Source organism: Pseudoduganella umbonata (assembly GCF_014192225.1).
Taxonomy (GTDB): domain Bacteria; phylum Pseudomonadota; class Gammaproteobacteria; order Burkholderiales; family Burkholderiaceae_D; genus Rugamonas; species Rugamonas umbonata.
Window position 1 is genome coordinate 616,167 of the sequence record NZ_JACHXS010000002.1, and the last position, 21,554, is coordinate 637,720.

Here is a 21,554-nt window from a genome sequence, read left to right on the forward strand (position 1 = left end):
CTTGTCCGATTGGAGTCTTGTCCGATTCAATGCTGGTTCGGCTGGCCCGCGGGAAGCTTCTTCCTGCGGGTTTTTTTACGCCTGCGCCAGTTGCGCCAGCACGCGGTCGCGGTTGTTCATCATGAACGTGCGAAATGCCGGCTCCTTGACGGCCAGCCGCACGAGCCCCGGCAGCAGCTCGTAGCAGCAGCCGATGACGGTATTCATCGCCTGCTCGTTCTGCAGTGCCGCTACCGTCCACTCCCCCGGTTTGCCGTCCAGCTTCTGCAGTATCTGCGCGCGGTGCTCGCCGATGACGCGCGATACTGGTTGCATCAGATCGACCATGTTTCCTCCTGTGTGTGAAAACCACAGTGTGCTGCCGGCCGTCATCGATGTTAATGATCTGAAGCAATGATTGCCTTCAGGCATTGATTTCTCGCAATCTCGTTCGTCTCCGCCCCGCTTAGAGTTGGCTTCGGACCAGTTCATCTGCGGGAAAAACATGAAAAACCACGGGACCTTGGCGGTGCTGCTGCTGCTGGCGGGCGGCCTGATCTACTCCGCCATGCAGCAGCCGCGCGACCGGCTGCAATCGAACCGGCGTGGAGCCGAGGCTACGGCAAGCATGGCCCAGGCGCGCGGCCTGTCGCATGGGACGCCGAAGCTTGCTGCCGAAACGGCCGGCGGGCGGATCGACCGGCTGCCGGCAGACACGCTGCACGACATGCCCTCGCACCAGGATACGGGCCGCTTCGTCTGCAAACTGCCCGCGGAGGTGGGACCGGTGCCGCTGCTGGACGCCGTCGACGCCTATCTGCGCGGCTTGCCGGACAGCCGCCGCGATCCGGACCTGCTGCGTGGCCTGCACCGTGCGGCGCAACAGGGCAACTGGCTGGCCAAGGTGCAGCTGTTCCTGTCGACGTTAGGCAACCCGGCACCGGACGACACGACGCTCTTCAGCACGATCACGCTGATCGAGTGGATGCAGGAGCACCGCATCGGCACGCTGTACGCAGCCATCGGCGACGCGGCCGGCGCATCCGGCCAGCACCACGGCGCGCCTGGCAACGCGCTTTCCAGCCTCGATATCTACGCCGCCATGCATCACAACTATCCGTCGCAGTACAAGGTGGGACGCGAGCTGCTGCGCAGCGGCGACGCGCGGCAGGTCGCCACCGGGCGGCGCATGCTCGATTGCGCGGCGCGGGCGCTGCCGGTGTATCGGCAGGCGGACGAAAGCCGGGCGCTGGCGGTGCGCGGTTGATTTTTCAAACATAGGAGAAAGTCATGGCACGTCAATGGATGATCGCGGTCCTGTTACTGCTGGGCCTTGGAACAATTCACATGGCTGGTACACACCGGCCACAAGCGCCTGTTGCTAGCAAGGATCCATACGCCTGGCTGGGGCCATTGCCAGGAAAAATCGACCATATCGACATTGGGCCGCGCTGGAAGCGGCTCGTCGATGAAGTCGTCAAGGATGCCCGGGCTGCCGACGTGCGCCGATTCGTCTGCAAGATCCCGGCGGAAGTCGGAGCGCTGCCGATGATGCAGGCGGTCGTGCGCTACGCAGACGGGCTGCCCGGCAGCCTGGACGACCAAGCGCTGGCAGACGGCCTGTCGCAGGCAGCGGCGCGTGGTAACTGGCTCGCCCGCGCGCAACTGTTTTCCCATCTCCGCGAAACAGAAGACATGGCGACACGCTACCGGCTTCTCCAGCTGGCGGAATGGCTGCACCGGCACCGGCTCGGCCATCTGTATGTGGGACTGGAGGATCAGGTCTGGGCCAGTCCCGACGAGCATGACACCTCGGTCGCTCACGACCCCTCGAGGTTCGTTGCCGCCGCTGCCATGCACCATGACTACGCGGCGCAAGCCAGCGTCGGCAGGGCACTGATTGAAATGGACGATCCGGAGTTGGTTGCGGCAGGAGGCAGGATGCTGGCGTGTGCAGCCAGTGCAAGGGATTTATATCGAAAGACGAAATGAAGCGAACAACAGCCGTAATGCGATAGCCCCGGAAGTGTCCGGACCCCTGATCCAAATGCGTATGCGCCTCAACGCTTGCGCGACGTGGGACACAGCATTGACCAGACGAGACCCGCAAATGTTAAAAACTTTGACTTTCCTGGCGATCATGGCGCTCGCTTCCGCAACCGCGCGTGCCGATACGAACGAAAAAGCGCCGATACACATGACGGAGCAGGAGGCGGCCACGATGTCGTGGCTGGGTCCACCACCGGCGAAGCTGGAAGAGGGGGCATTCACAGGCCTTCTCAACGAATTGGGCGCCGACCTGCCGAAAGATCCGGAGCAGGCTATATTGGACTTCAACTGCAAGCTGCCTGCGGAAGCGGGACCGGTTCCGGCGATGGAAGTGGTCCAACAATTCCTGAAGAATCCCGCGGCCAGCACCGGCGATGCAACTTTACGCTACCGCCTTTTCGCGGCAGCAGCAGAAGGCAACTGGATCGCCCGGAGCCTCGTCTTCGAATTCCTGATGCATAGCGACAAGAAGGGCGTCGACGAGGTGCGAGCATTCCAGCTGATGACCTGGATGCGCCAGAACAAGATCGGTTCGCTGTATTCCTTCTGGTCGGATTTTTTCAGCGCGCGAGGCGGCGGCAGTGGGGATCACAATGTGCATCAAAACCCGCTGATGGTGCTTGCCGCGCTTCAGCACAGCTACGCAGCGCAGCGGCGAGTGGGCCTCGCGCTGGTGGAGACACCCAGGAAGGAGCTGATAGGGGTTGGCGAGGAAATGATCGCGTGCGCGGATTCGGCACTTTCCGGCGCAAGCGCGGTGAGTGGGGATGCCGGCGGGCCAGCCGATGACAGCTATGCCTGGCTTGGCCCACTACCGTCGCATGGCAGGTCGAAGGCGGCAGGGCAGAAAGCCGACAAGGTCATCGATGCTGTGCGGAGGGATGGCATGTTGCGCAAGCCGGTCACCAGTTTCATCTGCAAGTCACCCGTCGAAGTCGGTCCGGTACCAATGATGGAAGCTGTGGAACGCTACCTGGACGCTCTTTTCGAGGCCCGCCTTGATCAAGAAGCGAAACGTGGGCTCGTCCAGGCTGCGGCACGCGGCAACTGGCTGGCCCGCTCGCTCTTGTTGAACATGGTTCGCTCATCCAGCAAGAGTAAAGACCATTACCGTGCGGCGCAACTGCTGGAATGGCTGCATGAACACCGGATCGGCACGGTGTATTCCGCCATCAATGACGAATTGAGGACGAGCCAGCCCTATAACAGCGCGGTGCGGCACGGTGTGTACCTCCTTGATATCGCGGCGGCCCTCAGCCACGACTACTATGCGCAGCTCAGGGTCGGGGAAATTCTGGTTGCAAGCGACAATCAACGGCTCGCCGCTACGGGAAAGAAAATGCTGGCGTGCGCACCACGCCACATCAACGCTTACCGGCGGCTCGCTGGCGGCCAAGCTTGGGCGGCGCGTTTGCGGCGGGTGCAAGAGAAAGACGCGCCGACATTTACGCCAGTGCATCACGCGGTGTGGAACAATAATCCTGGACTGGTGCGGGAGCTCATAGAAAGGGGCGATGTCGATATCAATGCCAGAAGCGGCAACGGCGATACGGCGCTTGAAATCGCGTTGCGCGCCATGCCGCAGAATCCAGAGCTGATCGGGATCCTGCTCGATGCCGGCGCGACTGTCCACGCAGGTCCGGGGTCCGGCACCTGCGGGCAGCAGCCCTGCCCCGCCAGGGCTCCCCTCCGCGCGGCAGTGGAACACAGCGAACCACATCCGCAGGTCATCGCGGCGCTGATCGCGGCCGGAGCGGAACCCTTCCAGCCTTCGCAGACTGATCCGGATGCAGATGGCACGCCTTTCAGCCAGTCGTTCGCGTCGTATGAATCCGGCGGGCACCGCTTTGTGCTCGAACAATTTCTCGCTACCGGCAAGCTCGATCCAAAGTCGGCGCTGGCGAACCTGTACCTTGTGCAGTCGACCAGATACCTGAAGGTGATGGAGCGGTTGTTGAAATACGGGATTACACCCAAGGGATCCGATGATCTCATCAGCTCCATGACCTTGATGGACACCACGCCGGAGGATGAGCGTCGCCGTATCGATATGGTTGACAGGCTCCAGCGACAATATCCATTCTTGCGAAAGCAGATGCGTGGGCAGCAAGGGTACGAGGCCCTGAAGAGTGCCGTCGGAGCATGCAGGCTCGGGCTCGCGCTCTACTTGCTGAAACAGGGGGCGCCTCCCAGCGATGCGTCTTCGCGCAGCGGTATCCTGGATGAGTTCCTGAGCAGTTGCGATCCTCGGGAAGAAATACCGGAGGACGCAGGAAAACCGGCACGCCAGGCTTTTCTGGGGAAGTTGAAGAAGCTGCGTTATGACGTGAACGGCGTGCAGTACGGGGACTGTCCCGCCTGGTTGTACCGCGACGGACCGTGTGGCCTCCCGGAAAACGACGATGTGGTGGGCGCCTTGCTGAACATGGGCGCGCAGCCATATCGGCTGACATCCGATAAAAACAGCAATGTTCTCAGGGCTGCCATCGGTGGCTGCCGCCAGCGTGCGCTGGACATGATTCTGGCGAAATCGCCCGCGCCGCTGGACCAGCAAGGGCGCACAGTAATCGAGCAAGGCCTGGAGCTTGCTGGCGAGGAGCTGGAGCGCCGGGATTTACGCTGCTCGCAGGACTTCTATCGAAAGACTTGTGCCAGCCTGAAGGCCATGCTTGCCCGCGCCAAATAAAAAAACCGCCAGTCTCGCGACCGGCGGCTTTTTCACATCTGGTGGTGATAGGTGGACTTGAACCACCGACCCCAGCATTATGAGTGCTGTGCTCTAACCAGCTGAGCTATATCACCGCAAACTGTACAACGATGTTCCTGAAGAAAAATGACCTGAGCCGTCGCCGGTCAGGCCATTCGTCTTGAATTCTGGTGGTGGTGATAGGTGGACTTGAACCACCGACCCCAGCATTATGAGTGCTGTGCTCTAACCAACTGAGCTATATCACCGCAACGGCAGGCATTATGCAGGCTGCCACCCACCCTGTCAAGGAAAGCGCCAATTTTGCGCTTTCAATGGACAATCGAACAATATAGCGCAAATCGGTAACGTGCAGCGCAAATGCGCGACATCGACGCAACAGCGCCTGGTTCAGCGGTGCGGCACGGGCATCCGCGCGAGGATCTGCCCGGTCGCGTCGGGCGCCAGGCAGTCGATCACGATCCGCTCCGGCATGGCCCGCAGCCACGTCAGCTGGCGCTTGGCGAGCTGGCGCGTGGCGATGATGCCGGTCTCGCGCATGTCCTTGTAGCCGATGCGGCCGTCGAGGTATTCCCACACCTGGCGGTAGCCCACGCAGCGCATCGACGGCAGGCCCGGATGCAGGTCGCCACGCCGGCGCAGCATCGCCACTTCGTCGATCAGCGCATCGTCTTCCAGCATGATGTCGAAGCGGCGCGCGATCCGCTCGTGCAGCACGGCGCGGTCGCCCGGCTCCAGCGCGAACGGCATCAGCTCGAACGGCAGCGGTTCCTTTTCGCGCCGCGCCAGCAGGGCCGACATGGGCTGGCCCGACAGGCGGATGATTTCCAGCGCGCGCCCGATGCGCTGGGCATCGTTCGGATTGAGGCGCGCGGCCGTTGGCGGGTCCAGCGTGGCAAGCCGCGCATGCAGTCCCGGCCAGCCGATCCTGGCCGCTTCGTCTTCCAGTTCGGCGCGCACGGCGGGATCGGCGCCGGGCAGGTCGTCCAGGCCGTCGGCCAGGCCCTTGAAGTACAGCATCGTGCCGCCGACCAGCAGCGGCAGCCTGCCCCGCGCGACGATGTCGGCCACGAGGCGCAGCGTATCGTCGCGGAACTGGGCGACCGAGTAGGCGTCGAGCGGGTCGATGATGTCGATCAGGTGGTGCGGCACGGCGGCCCGTTCGGCGCGCGTGGGCTTGGCGGTGCCGATGTCCATGCCGCGGTAGACCAGCGCCGAATCCACGGAAATGATTTCGGACGGGATGCGTTCGGCGATGGCCAGCGCGGCGGCTGTCTTGCCCGACGCGGTCGGGCCCATGATGGCGACCGCGAGCGGCCGCTTGGCTTGCTGGTTCATGTGGATCACTGTCCCCGCAGGAACAGTTTGTCGAGGGCGGAAATTTCGACCTGCACCCAGGTGGGGCGGCCATGGTTGCATTGGTCCGCGCGTTCCGTGCTTTCCATCTGGCGCAGCAGCGCGTTCATTTCCGGCGCGGTCAGGATGCGGTTGGCGCGCACGGCCGTGTGGCACGCCAGCGTGCCGAGCAGCTCGTTGCGGCGCTCGATCAGCACGCGCGAGCCGCCGAATTCGCGCACGTCGCGCAGCACGTCGCGCGCCAGCGTCTGTGCATCGGCGTTCTTCAGCAGGCTGGGCACGGCGCGCACCGCCAGCGTCGTCGGCGACAGCACGGCGATGTCGAAGCCCAGCGCCGCCAGGGTCTCGCCATGTTCCTGCACGGTGCCCACCTCGACCGGGTCGGCATAGAACGTGACGGGGATCAGCAGCGCCTGCACCTGCATGTCGGTACCGGCGATCTGCGCATCGAGCGCATTCTTCAGCTGTTCGTACAGGATGCGTTCGTGCGCGGCATGCATGTCGACCAGCACCAGGCCCTTGCTGTTCTGCGCCAGGATATAGATGCCGTGCAGCTGCGCCAGCGCGAAGCCGAGCGGAAATTCCTCGTGCGCCAGCGCGGCCGCGGTAGCCGTGTAGCCCGCCGGCTGCGGCATCGCATACGGCGCGGCCTGCTCGGTGGCGCGCGGCGGTTGTGGTTCGGCGAACAGCGCGCCGTAGCGTTCCGTGCTCTGTGCCACGCCGCCGCCGTCGCGCGCGCCGAAGGGCGACGGCGAGAAGGTGGGCGCGTAGGTGGGGTTCATCATCGCGCCGAACGAGGTCTGCTGCTGCGGGCGCCAGGCGTGGCCGCTGAGCGGAACGTCGCCGCCCAGTGTCTGCGCGGCGGGCAGGGGCGCGGGCACGTTGCCGTGCGCCGTGGCCGACGTTTGCGCCAGCGCGCGCTGTACCGCGTGGAACACGAACTGGTGCACGGCACGGCCGTCGCGGAAGCGCACCTCGATCTTCGACGGGTGCACGTTCACGTCGACCAGCGCCGGGTCCAGTTCCAGCGCCAGGACATAGGACGGGAAGCGGTCGCCGTGCAGCACGTCTTCATAGGCGGCGCGCACCGCGTGCACCAGCAGCTTGTCGCGCACGAAGCGGCCGTTGACATAGAAATACTGGCAGTCGGCACGCGCCTTCGAGGCGGTCGGCAAGCCGGCAAAGCCGTGCAGGCGCAGCACGCCGGACGCTTCGTCGATCGGGATGCGCGCCTCGGCAAACGCCTCGCCGAGGATTTGCGCACTGCGCTTGGCCATGTCGCTGGCCATCCAGTGATCCACGGTGCGGCCGTTGTGGGTGAGCGTGAAGGCCACGTCCGGCCGCGCCAGCGCGATGCGGCGCACGACTTCGGCGCAATGGCCGAATTCGGTCTGCTCGGATTTCAGGAATTTGCGGCGCGCCGGCGTGTTGTAGTACAGGTCCTGCGCATTGACCGTGGTGCCGGGCGCGCCGGACGATGGCACGACCGTGCCCAGGTGCGATCCCTGCAGTTCCCAAGCATGGGCCGCGTCGGCCGTGCGCGACGTCAGCGTGACGACCGCGACCGAGGCAATCGAGGCCAGCGCCTCGCCGCGAAAGCCGAGCGTGCCGACGTTTTCCAGGTCGTCCAGCGAAGCGATCTTCGAGGTGGCGTGGCGCTCCAGCGCCAGCGGCATCTGCTCCGGCGGGATGCCCTTGCCGTTGTCGGTGATGCAGATGCGCTTGACGCCGCCTTCCTCGAGGCGGATCGTGACCTGGCTGGCGCCCGCGTCCAGCGCGTTCTCCAGCAGCTCCTTCACCACGGCGGACGGCCGCTCGACCACCTCGCCGGCGGCGATCTGCGAAATGAGCTGGTCGGGAAGAGCCCGGATCGGGCGGGGCGGAATCGGGGCGTTCATGGTGGCGAAATTATACCGGAGCGGCGCCGCACCAGCCCTGCATCGGCGCCGCAGCGGCGCGGCATCAGTGCCGTTCCCACCCGGCGTTGTCGGGCGGGCAGTTGATGCGCCGTTCGCTCGAGCTCGAACGGGGAATGGCACGCAGCTGGTAAGGCGCGGGCATATGGCAGGACACCTCGCCGGAGCTCTTCCGGCGGATCACGCTGGTGCCGTCGGGCGACACGTAGCGATCCTCGGTGAAGCCATGCATGCCGCTTTCGTAGGGGCGGTCGAAATGCCGGTTGCGCCTGGCCGCCAGCGGTCCCTGCGGACGTTGCCCTGGTTCCTGCGCGAGTTCGCGGGCGATTTTCCCGGCACTGCTGCGGGCGCGCTCGGCGAGGGACGGCTGCGCGGCCGGTTCGGCGAACGGATCGGCCGGGGCGGCCGGTGCGACAGGCGCGACAGGCGCGACAGGTGCCGCTGGCGGCAGCGTGATGGCGCCGGCCAGCGACGGCAATGCGGGCGGCAGCGGGGAGATGATCGGCGGCCGCGCTGCGGCATGGCGTTGCCGTGCCGGCGCCCGATCCTGCCGCGCCCCGGCCGGTGGCGGTTCCGCCGGCCGCTGGGTGCGCAATGGCACGAGCAGGAAGGCACGGGCCTGGCCTGCGGGCAGCGTCGGCGGGCGCGCCGCGTCCGCCAGCAGCAGGGCGATGACGGCCGCGTGCAGGCCGGCCGCCACGCCGAGGCCGGCGGCGCGGGAGGGCCGGCACAACACTGCGGCTGGCGTCACGTGCCTGCCGGCCGCACCGGGATCGGCACGTTGCACAGGTCGATGTGGCCGGCGGCCACCTTGGTCCACGGGCCGCCGCGGTTGCGCGCCGCCTCGGCCACGGCCCGGAAGCTGGCCGAGTCGGTGCGCATCACTTCGAGCCTGCTGCGCTGCGCCTCCGGTACGTCGCTGGCCAGCTTCACCGACCTGATCGCCACGCGTTGCGCCGGGTCTTCATAGAATCCCATGGCGCCGGGGCCGCGCGGCATCACGGCCAGCAGCGGCATGCCGTCGACCACGCGGCCGACCACGGTGATGTTGCGGTCCAGCTGGCGCGGCGCCTGGCCGATCACGGCGTACAGTGCGCCGCCGTTGCCGCTGTCCGCACCCACATCGCGCCCCACGCCCACCATGCCGTAGCAGTGCGCCAGCCAGGCCTGGCCGCTCTTCGGGTCGCGCGCGGACGGGAAGCCGTTCGAATGGCCCACCTGCGGCGCGTAGCCGTCGCGGTCCGGCAGGCGCGTGAATTGCCTGACGGTTTTGAGCGGAACCGTGAATTCGCCGTCCAGCTTTGCCTTGGCCGTTTTCAGCGGGCGCGGGCTGGCTTCGTCCGGATCGCCCCACTGCACCACGAAATTGTCCTGCGCGCGCAGGATCGCCAGGCCGTCGAAGTAGCCATCGCGTACCAGCGCGCGCACGTTGTCGACGTGTTTCGGCGCGAACGCGGGCGCCAGTTCGATGACGACGCGGCCGGCCGGCAGTTCCATGTACAGCGTGCTGTCCGGGTCGAGCGCACGCCATTCGGCGCTCTGGGATGCCTTGATCACGTCGGCGACGGAGGCTTTCGGCGGCAGTTCTGCCGCCGCCAGTGGCATTGCGGCGAGGGAGGCGAGAAAATAGAAGGTCCAGCGGTGCATCGGGTCTCCGGGGTCTCATGGATTGCTTGCTCGGCCGAGCAATAAAATTGTAGTCTTTAAAACTTATTCATTGAAAAATTTGTTGCAGCAGTACTAATTCGCCGGCCCCTGCGCTGGTGTATGATTCCCGCCGCAACCTTACAGGACTACTATGGAATTCGTTCAACTGATGGAAATGCTGGTTCACGTCGACAAGGCGCTGGACACGCTGATTGCGCAGTACGGTACGCTGGTCTATGCGATCCTGTTTGCCATCATCTTTTGCGAGACGGGCCTCGTGGTCCTGTTCTTCTTCCCCGGCGACACGCTGCTGTTCATCGCCGGCGCTTTCTGCGCCACCGGGCACATGCACCTGGGGCTGCTGATATTCCTGCTGGTTTGCGCCGCCGTGATCGGCAACACCACCAATTACTGGATCGGCGAAACGATCGGCAGCCGTGTCTTCACGCACAACTACCGCTGGATCAACCGCGACGCGCTGCAGCGCACCCACAACTTCTTCGAACGGCATGGCGGCAAGACCATCATCCTGGCGCGCTTCGTGCCCGTGGTGCGCACGTTCGCACCGTTCGTGGCCGGGGTATCGGACATGACGTTTGCCCGCTTCCAGCTCTATAACATTACCGGCGCCGTGCTGTGGGTGGTGTCGCTGTGCGTGGCGGGCTACTTCTTCGGCAACATTCCGCTGGTGCGCGACAACCTGACGACGATCGTGCTGATCGGCGTGGGCCTGGCCGTGGTACCGGTGGCGCTGGGCGGCCTGTGGAAGATGAGCCGCCGCATGCTCCGCCGCTGATTTCTTTCAAGCAAAAAAACCTCAAGTTTTTCCGTACGGCATCCGTTAACCGGGACAAGTCTGTTTTCTGCCCCGGATTGACATGCGCAAGCTGATTGCCCTCACCGCGTGCTGCCTGGCCCTCGGCTCGGCAAGCGCCAACGATTCCCCGTCCAGGATTGCCGGCGTGCAGCCGTCGTCGCCTGCGCGCGACGATGCCATGGGCATCGGCGATCCGAAGGCCAAGCCCGGCAAGCCGGCCAGGAAGCTGTCGGCACGCGAGCAGGAAGAGCAGGCCGAGGCCGAGCTGTCGGCCAGGATCGCCGAGCGGCTGGCACAGATGAAGGCCAACCAGGCTGCCCGCGCGGCCGCCGCCGCCAGGGCGCGCAAGGCGGCGCAGGCACACGCGGCAAAGGCCACCTACGTGGCTTCGTTGCCGCCGCCGCCCGCGAATGGCACGTTCTGGACGTACGAAGGCGAATTCGGCCCGGCCAACTGGAGCAAGATCAACGCCGCCTGGAACAAGTGCAACGGCGGCAACCGCCAGTCGCCGATCGATATCCGCGACGGCATCAAGGTCGACCTGGAACAGATCGCATTCGATTACCGTCCCTCCGGTTTCTCCGTGACCGACAACGGGCATACCGTGCAGGTGGCCCTGGGCACCGGCAATTTCCTCTCCGTTGCCGGGCGCACCTACGAGCTGCAGCAGCTGCATTTCCACCGCCCGGCCGAAGAGCGCGTCAACGGCAAGACCTACGAGATGGGCATCCACCTGGTGCACAAGGATATCGAAGGCCGCACTGCCGTGCTGGCGCTGATGCTGCAGCGGGGCCGCGCGCAGCCGGCGATCCAGACCGTGTGGAACAACCTGCCGCTGGAAAAGAAGGACACCTTTACGCCATCGATCGTGTTCAACCCGAACGACCTGCTGCCCGAGCGGCGCGACTACTACACGTACATGGGTTCGCTGACCGAGCCGCCCTGCACCGAAGGCGTGCTGTGGCTGGTGATGAAGGAACCGGTACAGGCTTCACCCGAGCAGATGGCGCTGTTCTCGCGGCTGTACCCGCTCAACGCGCGGCCCGTGCAGGCGGCGGCGGGGCGGATGATCAAGGAATCGCAGTAAGGCGGGAAACCAGCTTGTTTGGCAAGGGAGTTTCGGGCGCAGCGATGCGCCCGTTTTTTTACCGAAATGTTTCCTGAAAAATGGGGACGTACCCCATTTTTCGGGAAACATTGCCGAGAAAATGGGGTACGTCCCCATTTTTCGAGCAACATTTCTCAGGCGATCGTGATCGTATGCACACCGGTCCACTCGTCTCCGGTGGCCAGCGGCTTCTGGTCGACGCGTGCCGGCTCGATGCAGACGAAGCGCTGCCATTCGTCGTCCTGCATGTCGGCCAGCTTCGCGGCCGCTTCGGCGCCCGGATTCCACACGACGAATTCGGTGAACCCCTGCTGTGCCAGTTGCACGGTGCCGGTGCCCGGCTGCAGGGTCAGTCCGGCCGGGGCAGGGTAGACATTGTCCAGCGGCGGACCGAAGTGCAGTGGCGACGTCTCCGGCAGGCCGCTCAGCACCGTGCGCGTGAACTCGTCGACCGCATAATAGGTGTGCAGCGCGCAGGCGAAGTCGAACGATTCGCTGCCGGTGTTGCGCACGTGATAGCGCATCTCGAGGCCATTGGGCTGCAGCGTGAAGCGCAGCGCAAGCGCGAAGGCGTGCGGCCAGCCCTGCGCCAGTTCGGCCGGCACGTCGTCGTGCGTCAGCAGGAATTCGGCCCATGACGTGGTGGCGTCATTGCCATGATCGCCCAGGCGCCAGTGCGACAGCCGTGCAATGCCGTGGCGCTGGCCCGGGCCGCGCGTGGAGAACTGCGGGAAGATCACCGGCACGCCGCCGCGGATCGCGGCGCTGCCGTCGCGCGGCGATGCCTCGCTCATGAACAGGCGCTCGCGGCCATCGGCCGTTTTCCACGACACCAGGTGCGCCCCGTACAGCGCGATGGTGGCTTGCGCGCCGTCGGGCGCGGTGATGCTCACGGCCGGGAGCTGGCCGAATGTCGTTTCCTGCATGGGAAGGTCCTCAGGTCAGCCGGTTCTTGGCGAGCGGCGGGTTCTTGGCGAAGTACGCGCGGATGCCTTTCACGATGGCATCCGCGATCTGGTCCTGGTAGTTGTTGTCGAGCAGGCGCGCTTCTTCCTCGGGGTTCGAGATGAACGCCGTCTCGATCAGGATCGATGGGATGTCCGGCGCCTTCAGCACGGCGAAGCCGGCCTGTTCGACAGCGTTCTTGTGCAGCGTGTTGATGCCGCCGATCTGCTGCAGCACGGCCTTGCCGACCTTCATGCTGTCGTTGATCTGCGCCGTCGTCGACAGGTCGAACAGCACACTGGCCAGCTGCGGATCGGCGCCGCCCGACTGGGCGCCGCCGATCAGGTCGGCCTGGTTTTCCTTGTTCGCCAGCCAGCGCGCCGCCGACGAGCTGGCGCCTTTTTCCGACAGCACGAAGACCGACGAGCCGCGCGCGGTGGGCTTGATGAACGCATCGGCGTGGATCGAGATGAACAGGTCGGCATCGACCTTGCGGGCTTTTTCCACGCGCTTGTTGAGCGGTACGAAATAATCGCCGTCGCGGGTCAGCATCACGCGCATGTTCGGGTGCTGTTCCAGCTTGGCTTTCAGGCGCTTGGCGATGGCCAGCACGATGTCCTTCTCGCGGCTGCCGCGCCCGCCGATCGCGCCGGGATCCTCGCCGCCGTGGCCGGGGTCGAGCGCAATCGTCAGCATGCGCACCAGCTTGTCGTTCGGTTTCGGCGGCTCCGGCTTGCGCGGCTCCACCTTGGCGATATCCGGCCGCGGCACCGCCTGGGATGGCACGCCCGGCGCGGGAATGCGGTTGTCCGGCAGCGGCAGGCCCGGCGCGGGATGCTGCTCGGCGACCTGCGGCTGGCCCACCGGCACGCCATCGCTGGACCATTCGCCTTTCTCGATCATCGCCGCGAGCGGGTCCATTTCCTGTACCGGATACAGGTCGAAGATCAGGCGGTGCTTGTATTCGCCCACCGGCGCCAGCGTGAAGACCTGCGGGCGGATCTGCTCTTTCAGGTCGAACACCAGGCGCACCACGCCCGGGCGGTTCTGGCCCACGCGTACCTGCCGGATGTACGGGTCGTTCGACTGGATCTTCGCCACCAGCGACTTCAGCTCGGGATTGAGGTCGAGGCCTTCGATGTCGACCACCAGGCGCTCGGGGTCCTTGACGATGAAGTGCGACGTCTTCAGGTCGGCATCGTTTTCCAGCGTGACGCGGGTATAGTCGTCCGCCGGCCAGACACGCACGGCGAGGATTTGTGCGGCGCGCGCGGGCAACGGCGCCAGTACCGACAGCAGCAGCGCGCCGCCGGCCTTCAGCAGGGTGCGGCGGGTGCGCCCGCGCGAAGGGGCGATCAGAGGATCTGCGGGAAGTGGAGGCGTTGCAGGCATGACAAACCTAATGCAGAGAACGCCTGCAATTCTACATCACGACCGTCGCCCGCCACGCTGAGCGTCACGCGCAGGTCGGGCGGCGGCAGCACGCCTTCGGCTTTTTCCGGCCACTCGACGATGCAGATATTGTGGCCGTCGAAGTCTTCGCGAAAGCCCGTGTCGAGGAATTCTTCCGGACTGCCCATGCGGTACAGGTCGTAATGGATCACGTCGACCGGCTGGCCGTCGAGGGTCACGCGATACGGTTCGGACAGCGTATACGTGGGGCTTTTCACGGTGCCCGCATGGCCGGCCGCGTGCAGCAGCGCGCGCGTGAGCGCCGTCTTGCCGGCGCCGAGGTCGCCGTGCAGGTGGATCGACAGGCCGGGCAGCAGGGCGCGCGCCAGCGAAACGCCGAGGGCGTTCGTGTGGCTTTCATCGCGCAGGTGGGCTTTCATGTGGGTGATCGCATAAAATGGTGGATTGCTGCCGCCATTGTACCGCCCCGATGTCTCTTTCTCCCGAAGTGTTGTCCACGCTGGCCGCCGCCATCAAGCGGTGGGGGCGCGAACTCGGCTTCGCCGAAGTGCGTATCGCCGACATCGACCTGGCGGCGGCGGAGCCGGGCCTGCAGGCCTGGCTCGATGCGGGCATGCACGGCGAGATGGACTACATGGCGGCGCATGGCATGAAGCGCGCCCGCCCCGCCGAGCTGGTACCGGGCACTGTGCGCGTGATCACGGCGCGGATGGATTACCTGCCGCCCAGCCAGGATGCGGACTGGCGTGCGCGCGAACGCGCCCGTCTCGACGATCCGCAGGCCGCCGTCATTTCCGTGTATGCACGCGGCCGGGATTACCACAAGGTGCTGCGCGCGCGCCTGCAGCAACTGGCCGACCGTGTGCGCAACGAGATCGGCGAGTTCGGCTATCGGGTGTTCACCGATTCGGCACCCGTGATGGAATTGCCGCTGGCGGAAAAATCTGGCCTGGGCTGGCGCGGCAAGCACACGCTGCTGCTCAACCGCGATGCCGGCTCGATGTTCTTCATGGGCGAGATCCTGGTCGACCTGCCGCTGCCGGTCGACGCGCCCGCCGACGCGCACTGCGGCCAGTGCAGCGCCTGCATCACGGCGTGCCCGACCAATGCCATCCTGGGACCCGGCCGCCTCGACGCGCGCCGCTGCATTTCCTACCTGACGATCGAGCTGAAGGGCAGCATCCCGGAAGAGATGCGGCCGCTGCTGGGAAACCGCGTGTACGGCTGCGACGACTGCCAGACCGCCTGCCCCTGGAACAAGTTCGCCCAGCGTGCCACGCTGCCCGACTTCGACGAACGGCACGGCCTGGGCAGCGCCTCGATGGTCGCCCTGTTCGGCTGGACCGAAGAAGAGTTCAACCGCAACATGGAAGGCAGCCCGATCCGGCGCATCGGCCATGAACGGTGGCTGCGCAACCTGGCCGTCGGGCTCGGCAATGCCGCCACGCTCGGTGCCCGGGGCGATGCCGCCATCGTCGCCGCGCTGCGCTCGCGCCTCGACCATCCGTCGGACCTGGTGCGCGAACACGTCGGCTGGGCACTGGCACAACACGGCTGAAGCCGTGTCCACCGTGGGGTCAGCCCTGGAACTCGGACACGGGCTGAGCAGTTCCACACGAATCAAGGTCGAGCTCGTGTCCGGAAAATGGGGTTGACCCCAGGGTGGACACGAGCTCGGCGGTAACGGTCAGGGCTTGGGCAGCCACTGTCCCTTGCGCCGGGCGGCGAGCAGCAGCACGGTCGCGGTGGCGCCCCAGGCCAGCACGGCGACGATCGAGCCCTCAACGCCGTAGCCGCCGCCGCTGAGCCATTCAGGCCCGCTGGCGACGACCTGGATCCAGCCGCGCGCCGCGTGGCCCGAGACGGGAATCGAGAACACGGCATCGAACAGGTAGTTCCACGCGAAGTGCATGCCGATCGGCACCCACAGCCGGCGCGTGGCGATGTAGCCGGCCGACAGCGCGGCCGAGGCGGCGATCGTGGCCAGCACGCCCAGCACGCTGATGTGCTCGCTTGGCAGGTGGGCGGCGGCAAAGATCACGCTCGACAGCACCAGCGCGATCGAGGTGCCCCACGCTTTCTCCAGCAGCCGGTACAGCACGGCGCGGAACAGGATTTCTTCCATGAAGGCGACGAATACCTGTTCCGGCAGCGGCACCAGCAGCGCGGTCCAGTGCGCGGTGCCGGTGTACGTGTACACGCCGCCGGCCAGCAGCAGCACGCTGCAGGAGACCATCAGCGCGGCACCCAGGCCCAGGCCGGTGCCCAGTTCTCGCCCGGCACCGCGCAAGGCGAATTCCGGTACATCGCGCCGTTCGATCCTGCGCACGTACAGCCGGTAGCCGGCGACGATGGCGGCGGCCGCCAGCAGGAATGGCCAGCCGGTGCGCCACGGCTTCGGCACGATCTCGGACAGGGCCAGTACCACGCTCATCGGCACCAGCACGGCCAGGATGCCCAGCAGCGTGCGCACGAAGCCATTGGCCAGCAGGCGCTTGCCCAGCGAGGGACGCGGCGGGGCCGAAAACGATGCGGTACTCATGATATCTCCTTGTCGCCGTGCAGGGACCCGGTCTGCGAAAGCCGGTGGCGCGCGGCACGGATGCGCGCGCCGAATGATTGCTGTTCCAGCGCGGCGATCGCCTGCGCCAGCGTGGTGGACAACGGATACGGCAGGTCGGCATCGAGGCTGGCCGCGGCGGCACTCGTGGCGGCCCAGCACTGCTGCAGGCGGGGCAGCAGTGCACGGCCCCGCTCCGACAGATGTACCAGCTTCTGGCGCGCATCGGCCGGCGCGGCCGTCGTGGCTACCAGGTCTTCCTTCAGCATCAGCGCCACCGTCTGCGTGGCTGCCGGCTGCGTGATGCCGGCCGCCGCCGCGATCTGGCCGACGGTGCGCGGCGTGCCTTCGGCCAGCGCGCGCATCACCGGCGTATAGCGCGGCCGGTAGTCGATGCCCGCTTCCGCGTACGAAGCGGCCACGGCGCCGTCGAGCAATTCGATCAGGTGGCGCAACTGGGTTCCGAGTCCTTGTTTCATGGGACAATCATAACCTAATACATAAGCGCTTATGTATTTAATCCAAAAAAATATCCTGCCGGGCGAAAGACGGATCATTCGTCGTCGAGCAGCGTATCGAGCACCCGCCGCGGATTGCGCAGGAAGTCGAGCGTCACCTGGTAATGTTCGGTGTCTTCGTAATCCGTGCGCCGCAAGCCATCGGGAAGGCAGGAATAGATGCGCGCGTCCGGGTAAGCCATCAGGATCGGCGAATGGGTGGCGATGATGAACTGCGAGCCGGCCTTCACGAGGCGGTGGATCTGCTGCAGGGCGGCCAGCTGGCGCTGCGGCGAAAGCGCCGCTTCCGGCTCGTCGAGCACATACAGGCCCTGGCCGCCGAAGCGGTGCGTCAGCAGTGCCATGAACGATTCGCCGTGCGATTGCTCGTGCAGCGGACGGCCGCCGTAGGAAGGGAGTGGAATGCCGAGGCGTTCCACCTCGGAGGCGACATTGAAAAAGCTTTCCGCGCGCAGGAAATATCCGTCGCGCGGCCGCCGGTAGCCTTTGGCGATGCGCACGTGCTCGTGCAATGCCGAGTGGGAAGGGCGCGTGCCGAAATTGAAATTGCGACCGCCGCCCTCCGCGTTGTAGCCCAGCGCGACGGCAAGCGCTTCCAGCAGTGTGGACTTGCCGCTGCCGTTCTCGCCGACGATGAACGTGAGGGACGGATGAAAAGTCAGCTTGTCGAGGTGCCGCACCGCCGGCAGGGAGAACGGATAGCGGTCGAAGTCCGGCACGGTATCGCGCAGCAGCGTCATGCTGATCGCGAACGTGGGGGACAGGGCCATGCTACGACAGCGCCATGGCTACTTCAGCAGGCCAGCCAGCTCGACCGCCGTCTTGACCTGCATCTTGTCGAAGATGTGGGCGCGGTGGACCTCGACGGTGCGCATGCTGATGCCCAGCTCGTCCGCGACAACCTTGTTCATCTTGCCGGCCAGGATCAGGTCCAGCACTTCGCGTTCGCGCGAGGACAGCGTGGCCAGCCTGGCGTGCACGGCGGCGTGGGCGCTGGCCTGCTGCGAGCGCGCCAGGCCTTCCTGCACGCGGTCCATCAGGTCGTTGTCGTTGAACGGCTTTTCAAAGAAGTCGAACGCACCGCGTTTCAGGGTGTCCACCGCCATCGGCACGTCGCCATGGCCGGTCAGGAAGATCACGGGCAGGCGCTGTGCCAGGCCATGCGCGTGCAACTGGTCGAACACGGCCACGCCGTTCATGTCCGGCATCCGCACGTCCAGCAGCACGCAGTCGCCGGCCGGATCGAACTGGCCCGCTTCCACGTAGGCCAGGAACTTGGCGCCGCAGTCGTACGTGGTGGCGGGAATGGCGCGCGACGAGGCCAGCCACGACAGCGAGTCGCGCACCACCTCTTCATCATCGACGATATGTAACATCTTATATAGTCTCCTCAAGTACTTTCGACGCCGGCAGCGTGAAGGTGAATATGGTACCGCCTTGCGGGTTGTCCCGGTGCGTCAGCGTGCCGCCGTGGAATTCGATCGCCGTGCGGCAAATGTTCAGGCCCATGCCCATGCCCTGCGCCTTGGTGGAGAAGAACGGCGAGAACAGGCGTTCGGCCACCTCCTGCGGAATACCGTGGCCATTGTCGATCACGTTCACGACCACCTGCCCGGTCGCGGCATCGTGTTGCCCCTCGATGCGCAGCACGCGCCGCTGCAGCGGCACGGCGGCCATTGCCTCGATGCCGTTGCGCGCCAGGTTCAGCAGAACCTGTTCGATCAGGATGCGGTCGGCCCGCACCTGCGGCAAGTCGGCCGGCAGGTCCACCTGGAGCGACACCCGGTGGGGCCGCGCCTGCAGTTCGATCAGCGCGCGGATGCCGTCGATCATCGCCGCGATCGTCACGTCGAGCCGTTCGGTTTTCCGCTTGCGCACGAACTCATGCACGCTGCGGATGATCTGCCCGGCACGGCGCGCCTGGGTGCCGGCCTGTTCCAGCGCCGGCTTCAGCGTGGCCGGGTCCACGTCCGGCCGCGCCAGCAGGTTCAAGGCGCCGGTGGTGTAGCTGGAAATCGCCGCCAGCGGCTGGTTCAGTTCGTGCGCCAGCATCGAGGCGATCTCGCCCATCGTGGCCAGCCGGCTGGACGCCTGCAGTTTTTCCTGGTGTTCGCGGTTGAGTTCCTCGATGCGTTTCCGGTCGCTGATGTCGAGGATCGATCCCATCCAGCCGGTGTGGCGGCCGTCGTTGTCCACCAGCGGTGCCTCGAAAATCAGCACGGGAATGCGGGTGCCGTCCGGGCGCTGGAAGATCGTTTCGAACTCGGGCGTGACGCTGCCGGCCAGCACATTGGCCAGGCGGTGCTGGTACTCGGCCATCACTTCGGGGGCCCAGTACGGCATCGGCGGCGAGCGGCCCACCAGCTCCTCTTCCGTATAGCCGACCATCTGGCAGAACGCCGGGTTGACATAGGTGATGGTGCCTTCCAGGTCGCGCGCGCGCAGGCCCGTGACGAGCGAATTTTCCATGGCGGTACGAAACGCCATCTGCTGGCGCAGCGCCTCCTCGGCGGCCAGGCGCCGGGAAATATGGCCCCACAACGCCAGCAGGCTCCACAGCAGCGCCAGCGACAGCACGATGACCGAGCCCACCAGCAGGTTCGGCAGCAGCTTCGGCGCGGTTTTCACGCTGTCCGTCATCAGCGTGACGGTGGCGCCGGGCAGGTCGAGCGCGCGCTTGTGCGTGTAGACGCCGTGCCCCGGCCCGGCGGCGGCCCGGCGGGCAAGGATCTGATCGTCGCGGTCCAGCAGCGTGACCTGGTTATCCTGCGCGAACCACCATGGCACCATTTCTTCCAGGATGGCGGACAGCTGGTAGGTTGCCACCAGCGTGCCCAGGTAGGTGGCGCCGCGGTACAGCGGGTAGTGGTAATCCATCATCATGGCGCCCGGCGTGCCGGCCGGGTAGGCCGGCTGCGGGGCCGGCTCGCTGTAGACGCCGTTGCGGCTGAGCCGTGCGCGTTCGGCGGCTTCGCGCGACGGCGCCGACAGCACGGCGACAGGTGGCGGCGCTTCATCGCTCGATGCGGCCACGTCGCCCTCCGGCGTGATCCACATGACGCGTTTCAGTTCCAGCCCCGTCTTCAGCTCGCTGGCCATGCGCTCGTGCAGCCGCTTGGTCGAGGCGCCGGCCAGGATTTCGTTGGCCACGCCTTTCAGGTCTTCTTCATGGCGGCCGAGCTGGAAGCGGATGGTCTGCTCGACCCACAGCGTGTCGGCGATCAGCTGCTCCAGGCGCTCGTTGCTTTCCATCTGGCGCGCCTGCCACGGCAGCCAGATCAGGATGGCGAGAAACAGCAGGACCAGCACGACGGGCATCAGCCAGCGGGCGGAACTGGGGAACGGCAGGCGCGCCGCCATGGAACGTAGGGAGGTCATCGACGGAGGGTAACCATTCTGGGCCTGTCGGGTATTGTGGTTTTCCACAGTATCCCCTTGCCGGATGAGTATGCAGAATGTAATTGCAGGAATAATAAATGTAACTTCTATATTGGGGACACGCATGAAGCTCAAGACCATCCTGGTTGCGCTGGCCGCGACCGCCTGCTTCACCAGCGCATTCGCGCAATCGCCGATCGTCATCAAGTTCAGCCATGTCGTGGCGACCGATACGCCGAAAGGCCAGGCCGCCGCCCGCTTCAAGCAGCTGGCCGAGCGCGCCACCAACGGCCGCGTGAAGGTGGAGGTGTATCCGAACAGCCAGCTGTACAAGGACAAGGAAGAACTCGAAGCGCTGCAACTGGGCGCCGTGCAGATGCTGGCGCCGTCGCTGGCCAAGTTCGGGCCGCTGGGCGTGAAGGAATTCGAGCTGTTCGACCTGCCGTATGCGTTCCCTACCAAGCAGGCGCTGTACAACGTGACGGAAGGGCCGATCGGCAAGAGCCTGCTGAAAAAGCTCGAGAGCAAGGGGATTACCGGCCTGGCCTACTGGGATAACGGCTTCAAGATCATGTCGGCCAACAAGCCGCTGGCCCTGCCGAGCGATTTCCGCGGCCTGAAGTTGCGCATCCAGTCCTCGAAAGTGCTCGATGCGCAGATGCGCGCGCTGGGTGCCAACCCGCAGGTGCTGGCCTTCTCCGAGGTCTACCAGGCGTTGCAGACGGGTGTGGTGGATGGTACCGAGAATCCGCCGTCGAACATGTACACGCAGAAGATGCACGAGGTGCAGAAATACGCCACGCTGTCGAACCACGGCTACCTGGGCTACGCGGTCATCGTCAACAAGAAGTTCTGGGATGGCTTGCCGGCCGATATCCGCACCGCGCTCGAAGGGGCGATGCGCGAAGCCACCACGTATGAAAAGGCGATCGCCCAGCGCGACAACGACATGGCGCTGGATGCGATGAAGAAATCCGGCCGCACCCAGTTCATCACCCTCAACCAGCAGCAGCAGGAAGCTTGGAAGAAAGCGCTGCTGCCGGTGCACAAGCAGATGGAAGGCCGCATCGGCGCCGACCTCGTCAACGCGATCGCGAAGGAAGGCGCGAAGTAATCCGCGCCCGCAGCAGTCGAGAAAGCCGGGGTGGCGTCCTGCCACCC

20 protein-coding genes and 2 tRNA genes are annotated in these 21,554 nt (G+C 65.6%); 7 read left to right on the top strand and 15 right to left on the bottom strand.

From position 1 onward, the window contains the following. Positions 1-75 precede the first annotated feature (75 nt). On the bottom strand, positions 76-327 hold the full coding sequence (locus FHS02_RS07755) for a hypothetical protein (protein WP_137314605.1): 252 nt from the start codon (positions 325-327) through the stop codon (positions 76-78). Between the two features lie 157 nt (positions 328-484). Between FHS02_RS07755 and FHS02_RS07760 the strand changes: the two genes are divergently transcribed. The 3 genes from FHS02_RS07760 to FHS02_RS32050 are packed head-to-tail and all read left to right on the top strand — an operon-like array spanning position 485 to position 4,714. Further along, entirely contained in the window at positions 485-1,246 is a 762-nt protein-coding gene (locus FHS02_RS07760; protein ID WP_137314604.1) for a hypothetical protein, read from the top strand. 23 nt (positions 1,247-1,269) lie between these two features. Continuing rightward, positions 1,270-1,971 carry a hypothetical protein gene (locus FHS02_RS07765; RefSeq protein WP_137314603.1) on the top strand — a complete coding sequence of 234 codons (702 nt, stop codon included), beginning with the start codon at positions 1,270-1,272 and terminating at the stop codon, positions 1,969-1,971. Next, positions 1,931-4,714 carry an ankyrin repeat domain-containing protein gene (locus FHS02_RS32050; protein WP_137314602.1) on the top strand — a complete coding sequence of 928 codons (2,784 nt, stop codon included), beginning with the start codon at positions 1,931-1,933 and terminating at the stop codon, positions 4,712-4,714. The genes FHS02_RS07765 and FHS02_RS32050 overlap by 41 nt, the downstream gene beginning before the upstream one ends. Positions 4,715-4,753: 39 nt before the next feature. Here FHS02_RS32050 and FHS02_RS07775 read toward each other — a convergent pair. The 6 genes from FHS02_RS07775 to FHS02_RS07800 form a co-directional block, all read right to left on the bottom strand. Further along, a tRNA-Met gene (locus FHS02_RS07775) sits at positions 4,754-4,830 on the bottom strand. Between the two features lie 76 nt (positions 4,831-4,906). Then, positions 4,907-4,983 (bottom strand) — tRNA-Met (locus FHS02_RS07780). Positions 4,984-5,125: 142 nt separating this feature from the next. Then, positions 5,126-6,073 carry a tRNA (adenosine(37)-N6)-dimethylallyltransferase MiaA gene (gene miaA, locus FHS02_RS07785; protein ID WP_137314601.1) on the bottom strand — a complete coding sequence of 316 codons (948 nt, stop codon included), beginning with the start codon at positions 6,071-6,073 and terminating at the stop codon, positions 5,126-5,128. A gap of 5 nt (positions 6,074-6,078) precedes the next feature. Further along, entirely contained in the window at positions 6,079-7,989 is a 1,911-nt protein-coding gene (mutL, locus tag FHS02_RS07790; RefSeq protein WP_137314600.1) for a DNA mismatch repair endonuclease MutL, read from the bottom strand. Between the two features lie 64 nt (positions 7,990-8,053). Beyond that, positions 8,054-8,758, bottom strand: a complete 705-nt coding sequence (locus FHS02_RS07795) for a hypothetical protein (RefSeq protein ID WP_137314599.1) — start codon at positions 8,756-8,758, stop codon at positions 8,054-8,056. Then, the gene (locus tag FHS02_RS07800; RefSeq protein ID WP_137314598.1) at positions 8,755-9,654 is read right to left on the bottom strand and encodes a peptidylprolyl isomerase; all 900 of its coding nucleotides are present in this window, start codon (positions 9,652-9,654) and stop codon (positions 8,755-8,757) included. Before FHS02_RS07800 ends, FHS02_RS07795 begins: the two co-directional genes overlap by 4 nt. Positions 9,655-9,805: 151 nt before the next feature. Between FHS02_RS07800 and FHS02_RS07805 the strand changes: the two genes are divergently transcribed. Together FHS02_RS07805 and FHS02_RS07810 are read left to right on the top strand one after the other, a co-directional pair. Further along, positions 9,806-10,450: a VTT domain-containing protein gene (locus FHS02_RS07805; RefSeq protein WP_137314597.1), complete on the top strand. Its 645-nt coding sequence runs from the start codon at positions 9,806-9,808 to the stop codon at positions 10,448-10,450. A gap of 82 nt (positions 10,451-10,532) precedes the next feature. Further along, the gene (locus tag FHS02_RS07810; RefSeq protein WP_137314596.1) at positions 10,533-11,558 is read left to right on the top strand and encodes a carbonic anhydrase; all 1,026 of its coding nucleotides are present in this window, start codon (positions 10,533-10,535) and stop codon (positions 11,556-11,558) included. A 155-nt stretch (positions 11,559-11,713) separates the two neighbouring features. Here the strand turns inward: FHS02_RS07810 and FHS02_RS07815 are convergent, their stop codons facing one another. Genes FHS02_RS07815 through tsaE form a run of 3 tightly spaced genes read right to left on the bottom strand, consistent with a single transcriptional unit; the run spans position 11,714 to position 14,365 of the window. After that, positions 11,714-12,505 carry a D-hexose-6-phosphate mutarotase gene (locus tag FHS02_RS07815; RefSeq protein ID WP_137314595.1) on the bottom strand — a complete coding sequence of 264 codons (792 nt, stop codon included), beginning with the start codon at positions 12,503-12,505 and terminating at the stop codon, positions 11,714-11,716. Between the two features lie 10 nt (positions 12,506-12,515). After that, entirely contained in the window at positions 12,516-13,916 is a 1,401-nt protein-coding gene (locus tag FHS02_RS07820; protein WP_137314594.1) for an N-acetylmuramoyl-L-alanine amidase, read from the bottom strand. Further along, positions 13,880-14,365: a tRNA (adenosine(37)-N6)-threonylcarbamoyltransferase complex ATPase subunit type 1 TsaE gene (tsaE, locus tag FHS02_RS07825; protein ID WP_137314593.1), complete on the bottom strand. Its 486-nt coding sequence runs from the start codon at positions 14,363-14,365 to the stop codon at positions 13,880-13,882. The genes FHS02_RS07820 and tsaE overlap by 37 nt, the downstream gene beginning before the upstream one ends. 41 nt (positions 14,366-14,406) lie before the next feature. On the opposite strand from tsaE, the gene queG reads away from it, so the two are divergent. Continuing rightward, on the top strand, positions 14,407-15,495 hold the full coding sequence (gene queG / locus FHS02_RS07830; RefSeq protein WP_137314592.1) for a tRNA epoxyqueuosine(34) reductase QueG: 1,089 nt from the start codon (positions 14,407-14,409) through the stop codon (positions 15,493-15,495). Between the two features lie 129 nt (positions 15,496-15,624). On the opposite strand, the gene FHS02_RS07835 is transcribed toward queG, so the two are convergent. The 5 genes from FHS02_RS07835 to FHS02_RS07855 form a co-directional block, all read right to left on the bottom strand. Beyond that, positions 15,625-16,479, bottom strand: coding sequence for a CPBP family intramembrane glutamic endopeptidase (locus FHS02_RS07835; RefSeq protein ID WP_137314591.1), 855 nt, complete (start codon positions 16,477-16,479; stop codon positions 15,625-15,627). Then, complete coding sequence (locus FHS02_RS07840; RefSeq protein WP_137314590.1) at positions 16,476-16,976, bottom strand: MarR family winged helix-turn-helix transcriptional regulator; 501 nt, start codon at positions 16,974-16,976, stop codon at positions 16,476-16,478. The genes FHS02_RS07835 and FHS02_RS07840 overlap by 4 nt, the downstream gene beginning before the upstream one ends. Positions 16,977-17,050: 74 nt before the next feature. After that, positions 17,051-17,785 carry an AAA family ATPase gene (locus FHS02_RS07845; RefSeq protein WP_229422225.1) on the bottom strand — a complete coding sequence of 245 codons (735 nt, stop codon included), beginning with the start codon at positions 17,783-17,785 and terminating at the stop codon, positions 17,051-17,053. An 18-nt stretch (positions 17,786-17,803) separates the two neighbouring features. Continuing rightward, positions 17,804-18,391 (bottom strand): response regulator transcription factor, encoded by a 588-nt coding sequence (locus FHS02_RS07850; RefSeq protein ID WP_137314589.1) that lies wholly within the window; start codon positions 18,389-18,391, stop codon positions 17,804-17,806. A gap of 1 nt (position 18,392) precedes the next feature. Next, positions 18,393-20,393: a sensor histidine kinase gene (locus FHS02_RS07855; protein ID WP_137314588.1), complete on the bottom strand. Its 2,001-nt coding sequence runs from the start codon at positions 20,391-20,393 to the stop codon at positions 18,393-18,395. A gap of 124 nt (positions 20,394-20,517) precedes the next feature. On the opposite strand from FHS02_RS07855, the gene FHS02_RS07860 reads away from it, so the two are divergent. Beyond that, positions 20,518-21,507, top strand: coding sequence for a TRAP transporter substrate-binding protein (locus tag FHS02_RS07860; RefSeq protein ID WP_137314587.1), 990 nt, complete (start codon positions 20,518-20,520; stop codon positions 21,505-21,507). The last annotated feature ends 47 nt before the right edge of the window (positions 21,508-21,554 follow it).

What these genes read in the sequence shown, in the direction of transcription:
- FHS02_RS07755 (WP_137314605.1), bottom strand. Translation starts at nt 327, where the DNA reads ATGGTCGATCTGATGCAACCAGTATCGCGCGTCATCGGCGAGCACCGC.
- FHS02_RS07760 (WP_137314604.1), top strand. Translation starts at nt 485, where the DNA reads ATGAAAAACCACGGGACCTTGGCGGTGCTGCTGCTGCTGGCGGGCGGC.
- FHS02_RS07765 (WP_137314603.1), top strand. Translation starts at nt 1,270, where the DNA reads ATGGCACGTCAATGGATGATCGCGGTCCTGTTACTGCTGGGCCTTGGA.
- miaA (WP_137314601.1), bottom strand. Translation starts at nt 6,073, where the DNA reads ATGAACCAGCAAGCCAAGCGGCCGCTCGCGGTCGCCATCATGGGCCCG.
- mutL (WP_137314600.1), bottom strand. Translation starts at nt 7,989, where the DNA reads ATGAACGCCCCGATTCCGCCCCGCCCGATCCGGGCTCTTCCCGACCAG.
- FHS02_RS07800 (WP_137314598.1), bottom strand. Translation starts at nt 9,654, where the DNA reads ATGCACCGCTGGACCTTCTATTTTCTCGCCTCCCTCGCCGCAATGCCA.
- FHS02_RS07805 (WP_137314597.1), top strand. Translation starts at nt 9,806, where the DNA reads ATGGAATTCGTTCAACTGATGGAAATGCTGGTTCACGTCGACAAGGCG.
- FHS02_RS07810 (WP_137314596.1), top strand. Translation starts at nt 10,533, where the DNA reads ATGCGCAAGCTGATTGCCCTCACCGCGTGCTGCCTGGCCCTCGGCTCG.
- FHS02_RS07815 (WP_137314595.1), bottom strand. Translation starts at nt 12,505, where the DNA reads ATGCAGGAAACGACATTCGGCCAGCTCCCGGCCGTGAGCATCACCGCG.
- FHS02_RS07820 (WP_137314594.1), bottom strand. Translation starts at nt 13,916, where the DNA reads ATGCCTGCAACGCCTCCACTTCCCGCAGATCCTCTGATCGCCCCTTCG.
- queG (WP_137314592.1), top strand. Translation starts at nt 14,407, where the DNA reads ATGTCTCTTTCTCCCGAAGTGTTGTCCACGCTGGCCGCCGCCATCAAG.
- FHS02_RS07835 (WP_137314591.1), bottom strand. Translation starts at nt 16,479, where the DNA reads ATGAGTACCGCATCGTTTTCGGCCCCGCCGCGTCCCTCGCTGGGCAAG.
- FHS02_RS07840 (WP_137314590.1), bottom strand. Translation starts at nt 16,976, where the DNA reads ATGAAACAAGGACTCGGAACCCAGTTGCGCCACCTGATCGAATTGCTC.
- FHS02_RS07845 (WP_229422225.1), bottom strand. Translation starts at nt 17,785, where the DNA reads ATGGCCCTGTCCCCCACGTTCGCGATCAGCATGACGCTGCTGCGCGAT.
- FHS02_RS07850 (WP_137314589.1), bottom strand. Translation starts at nt 18,391, where the DNA reads ATGTTACATATCGTCGATGATGAAGAGGTGGTGCGCGACTCGCTGTCG.
- FHS02_RS07855 (WP_137314588.1), bottom strand. Translation starts at nt 20,393, where the DNA reads ATGACCTCCCTACGTTCCATGGCGGCGCGCCTGCCGTTCCCCAGTTCC.
- FHS02_RS07860 (WP_137314587.1), top strand. Translation starts at nt 20,518, where the DNA reads ATGAAGCTCAAGACCATCCTGGTTGCGCTGGCCGCGACCGCCTGCTTC.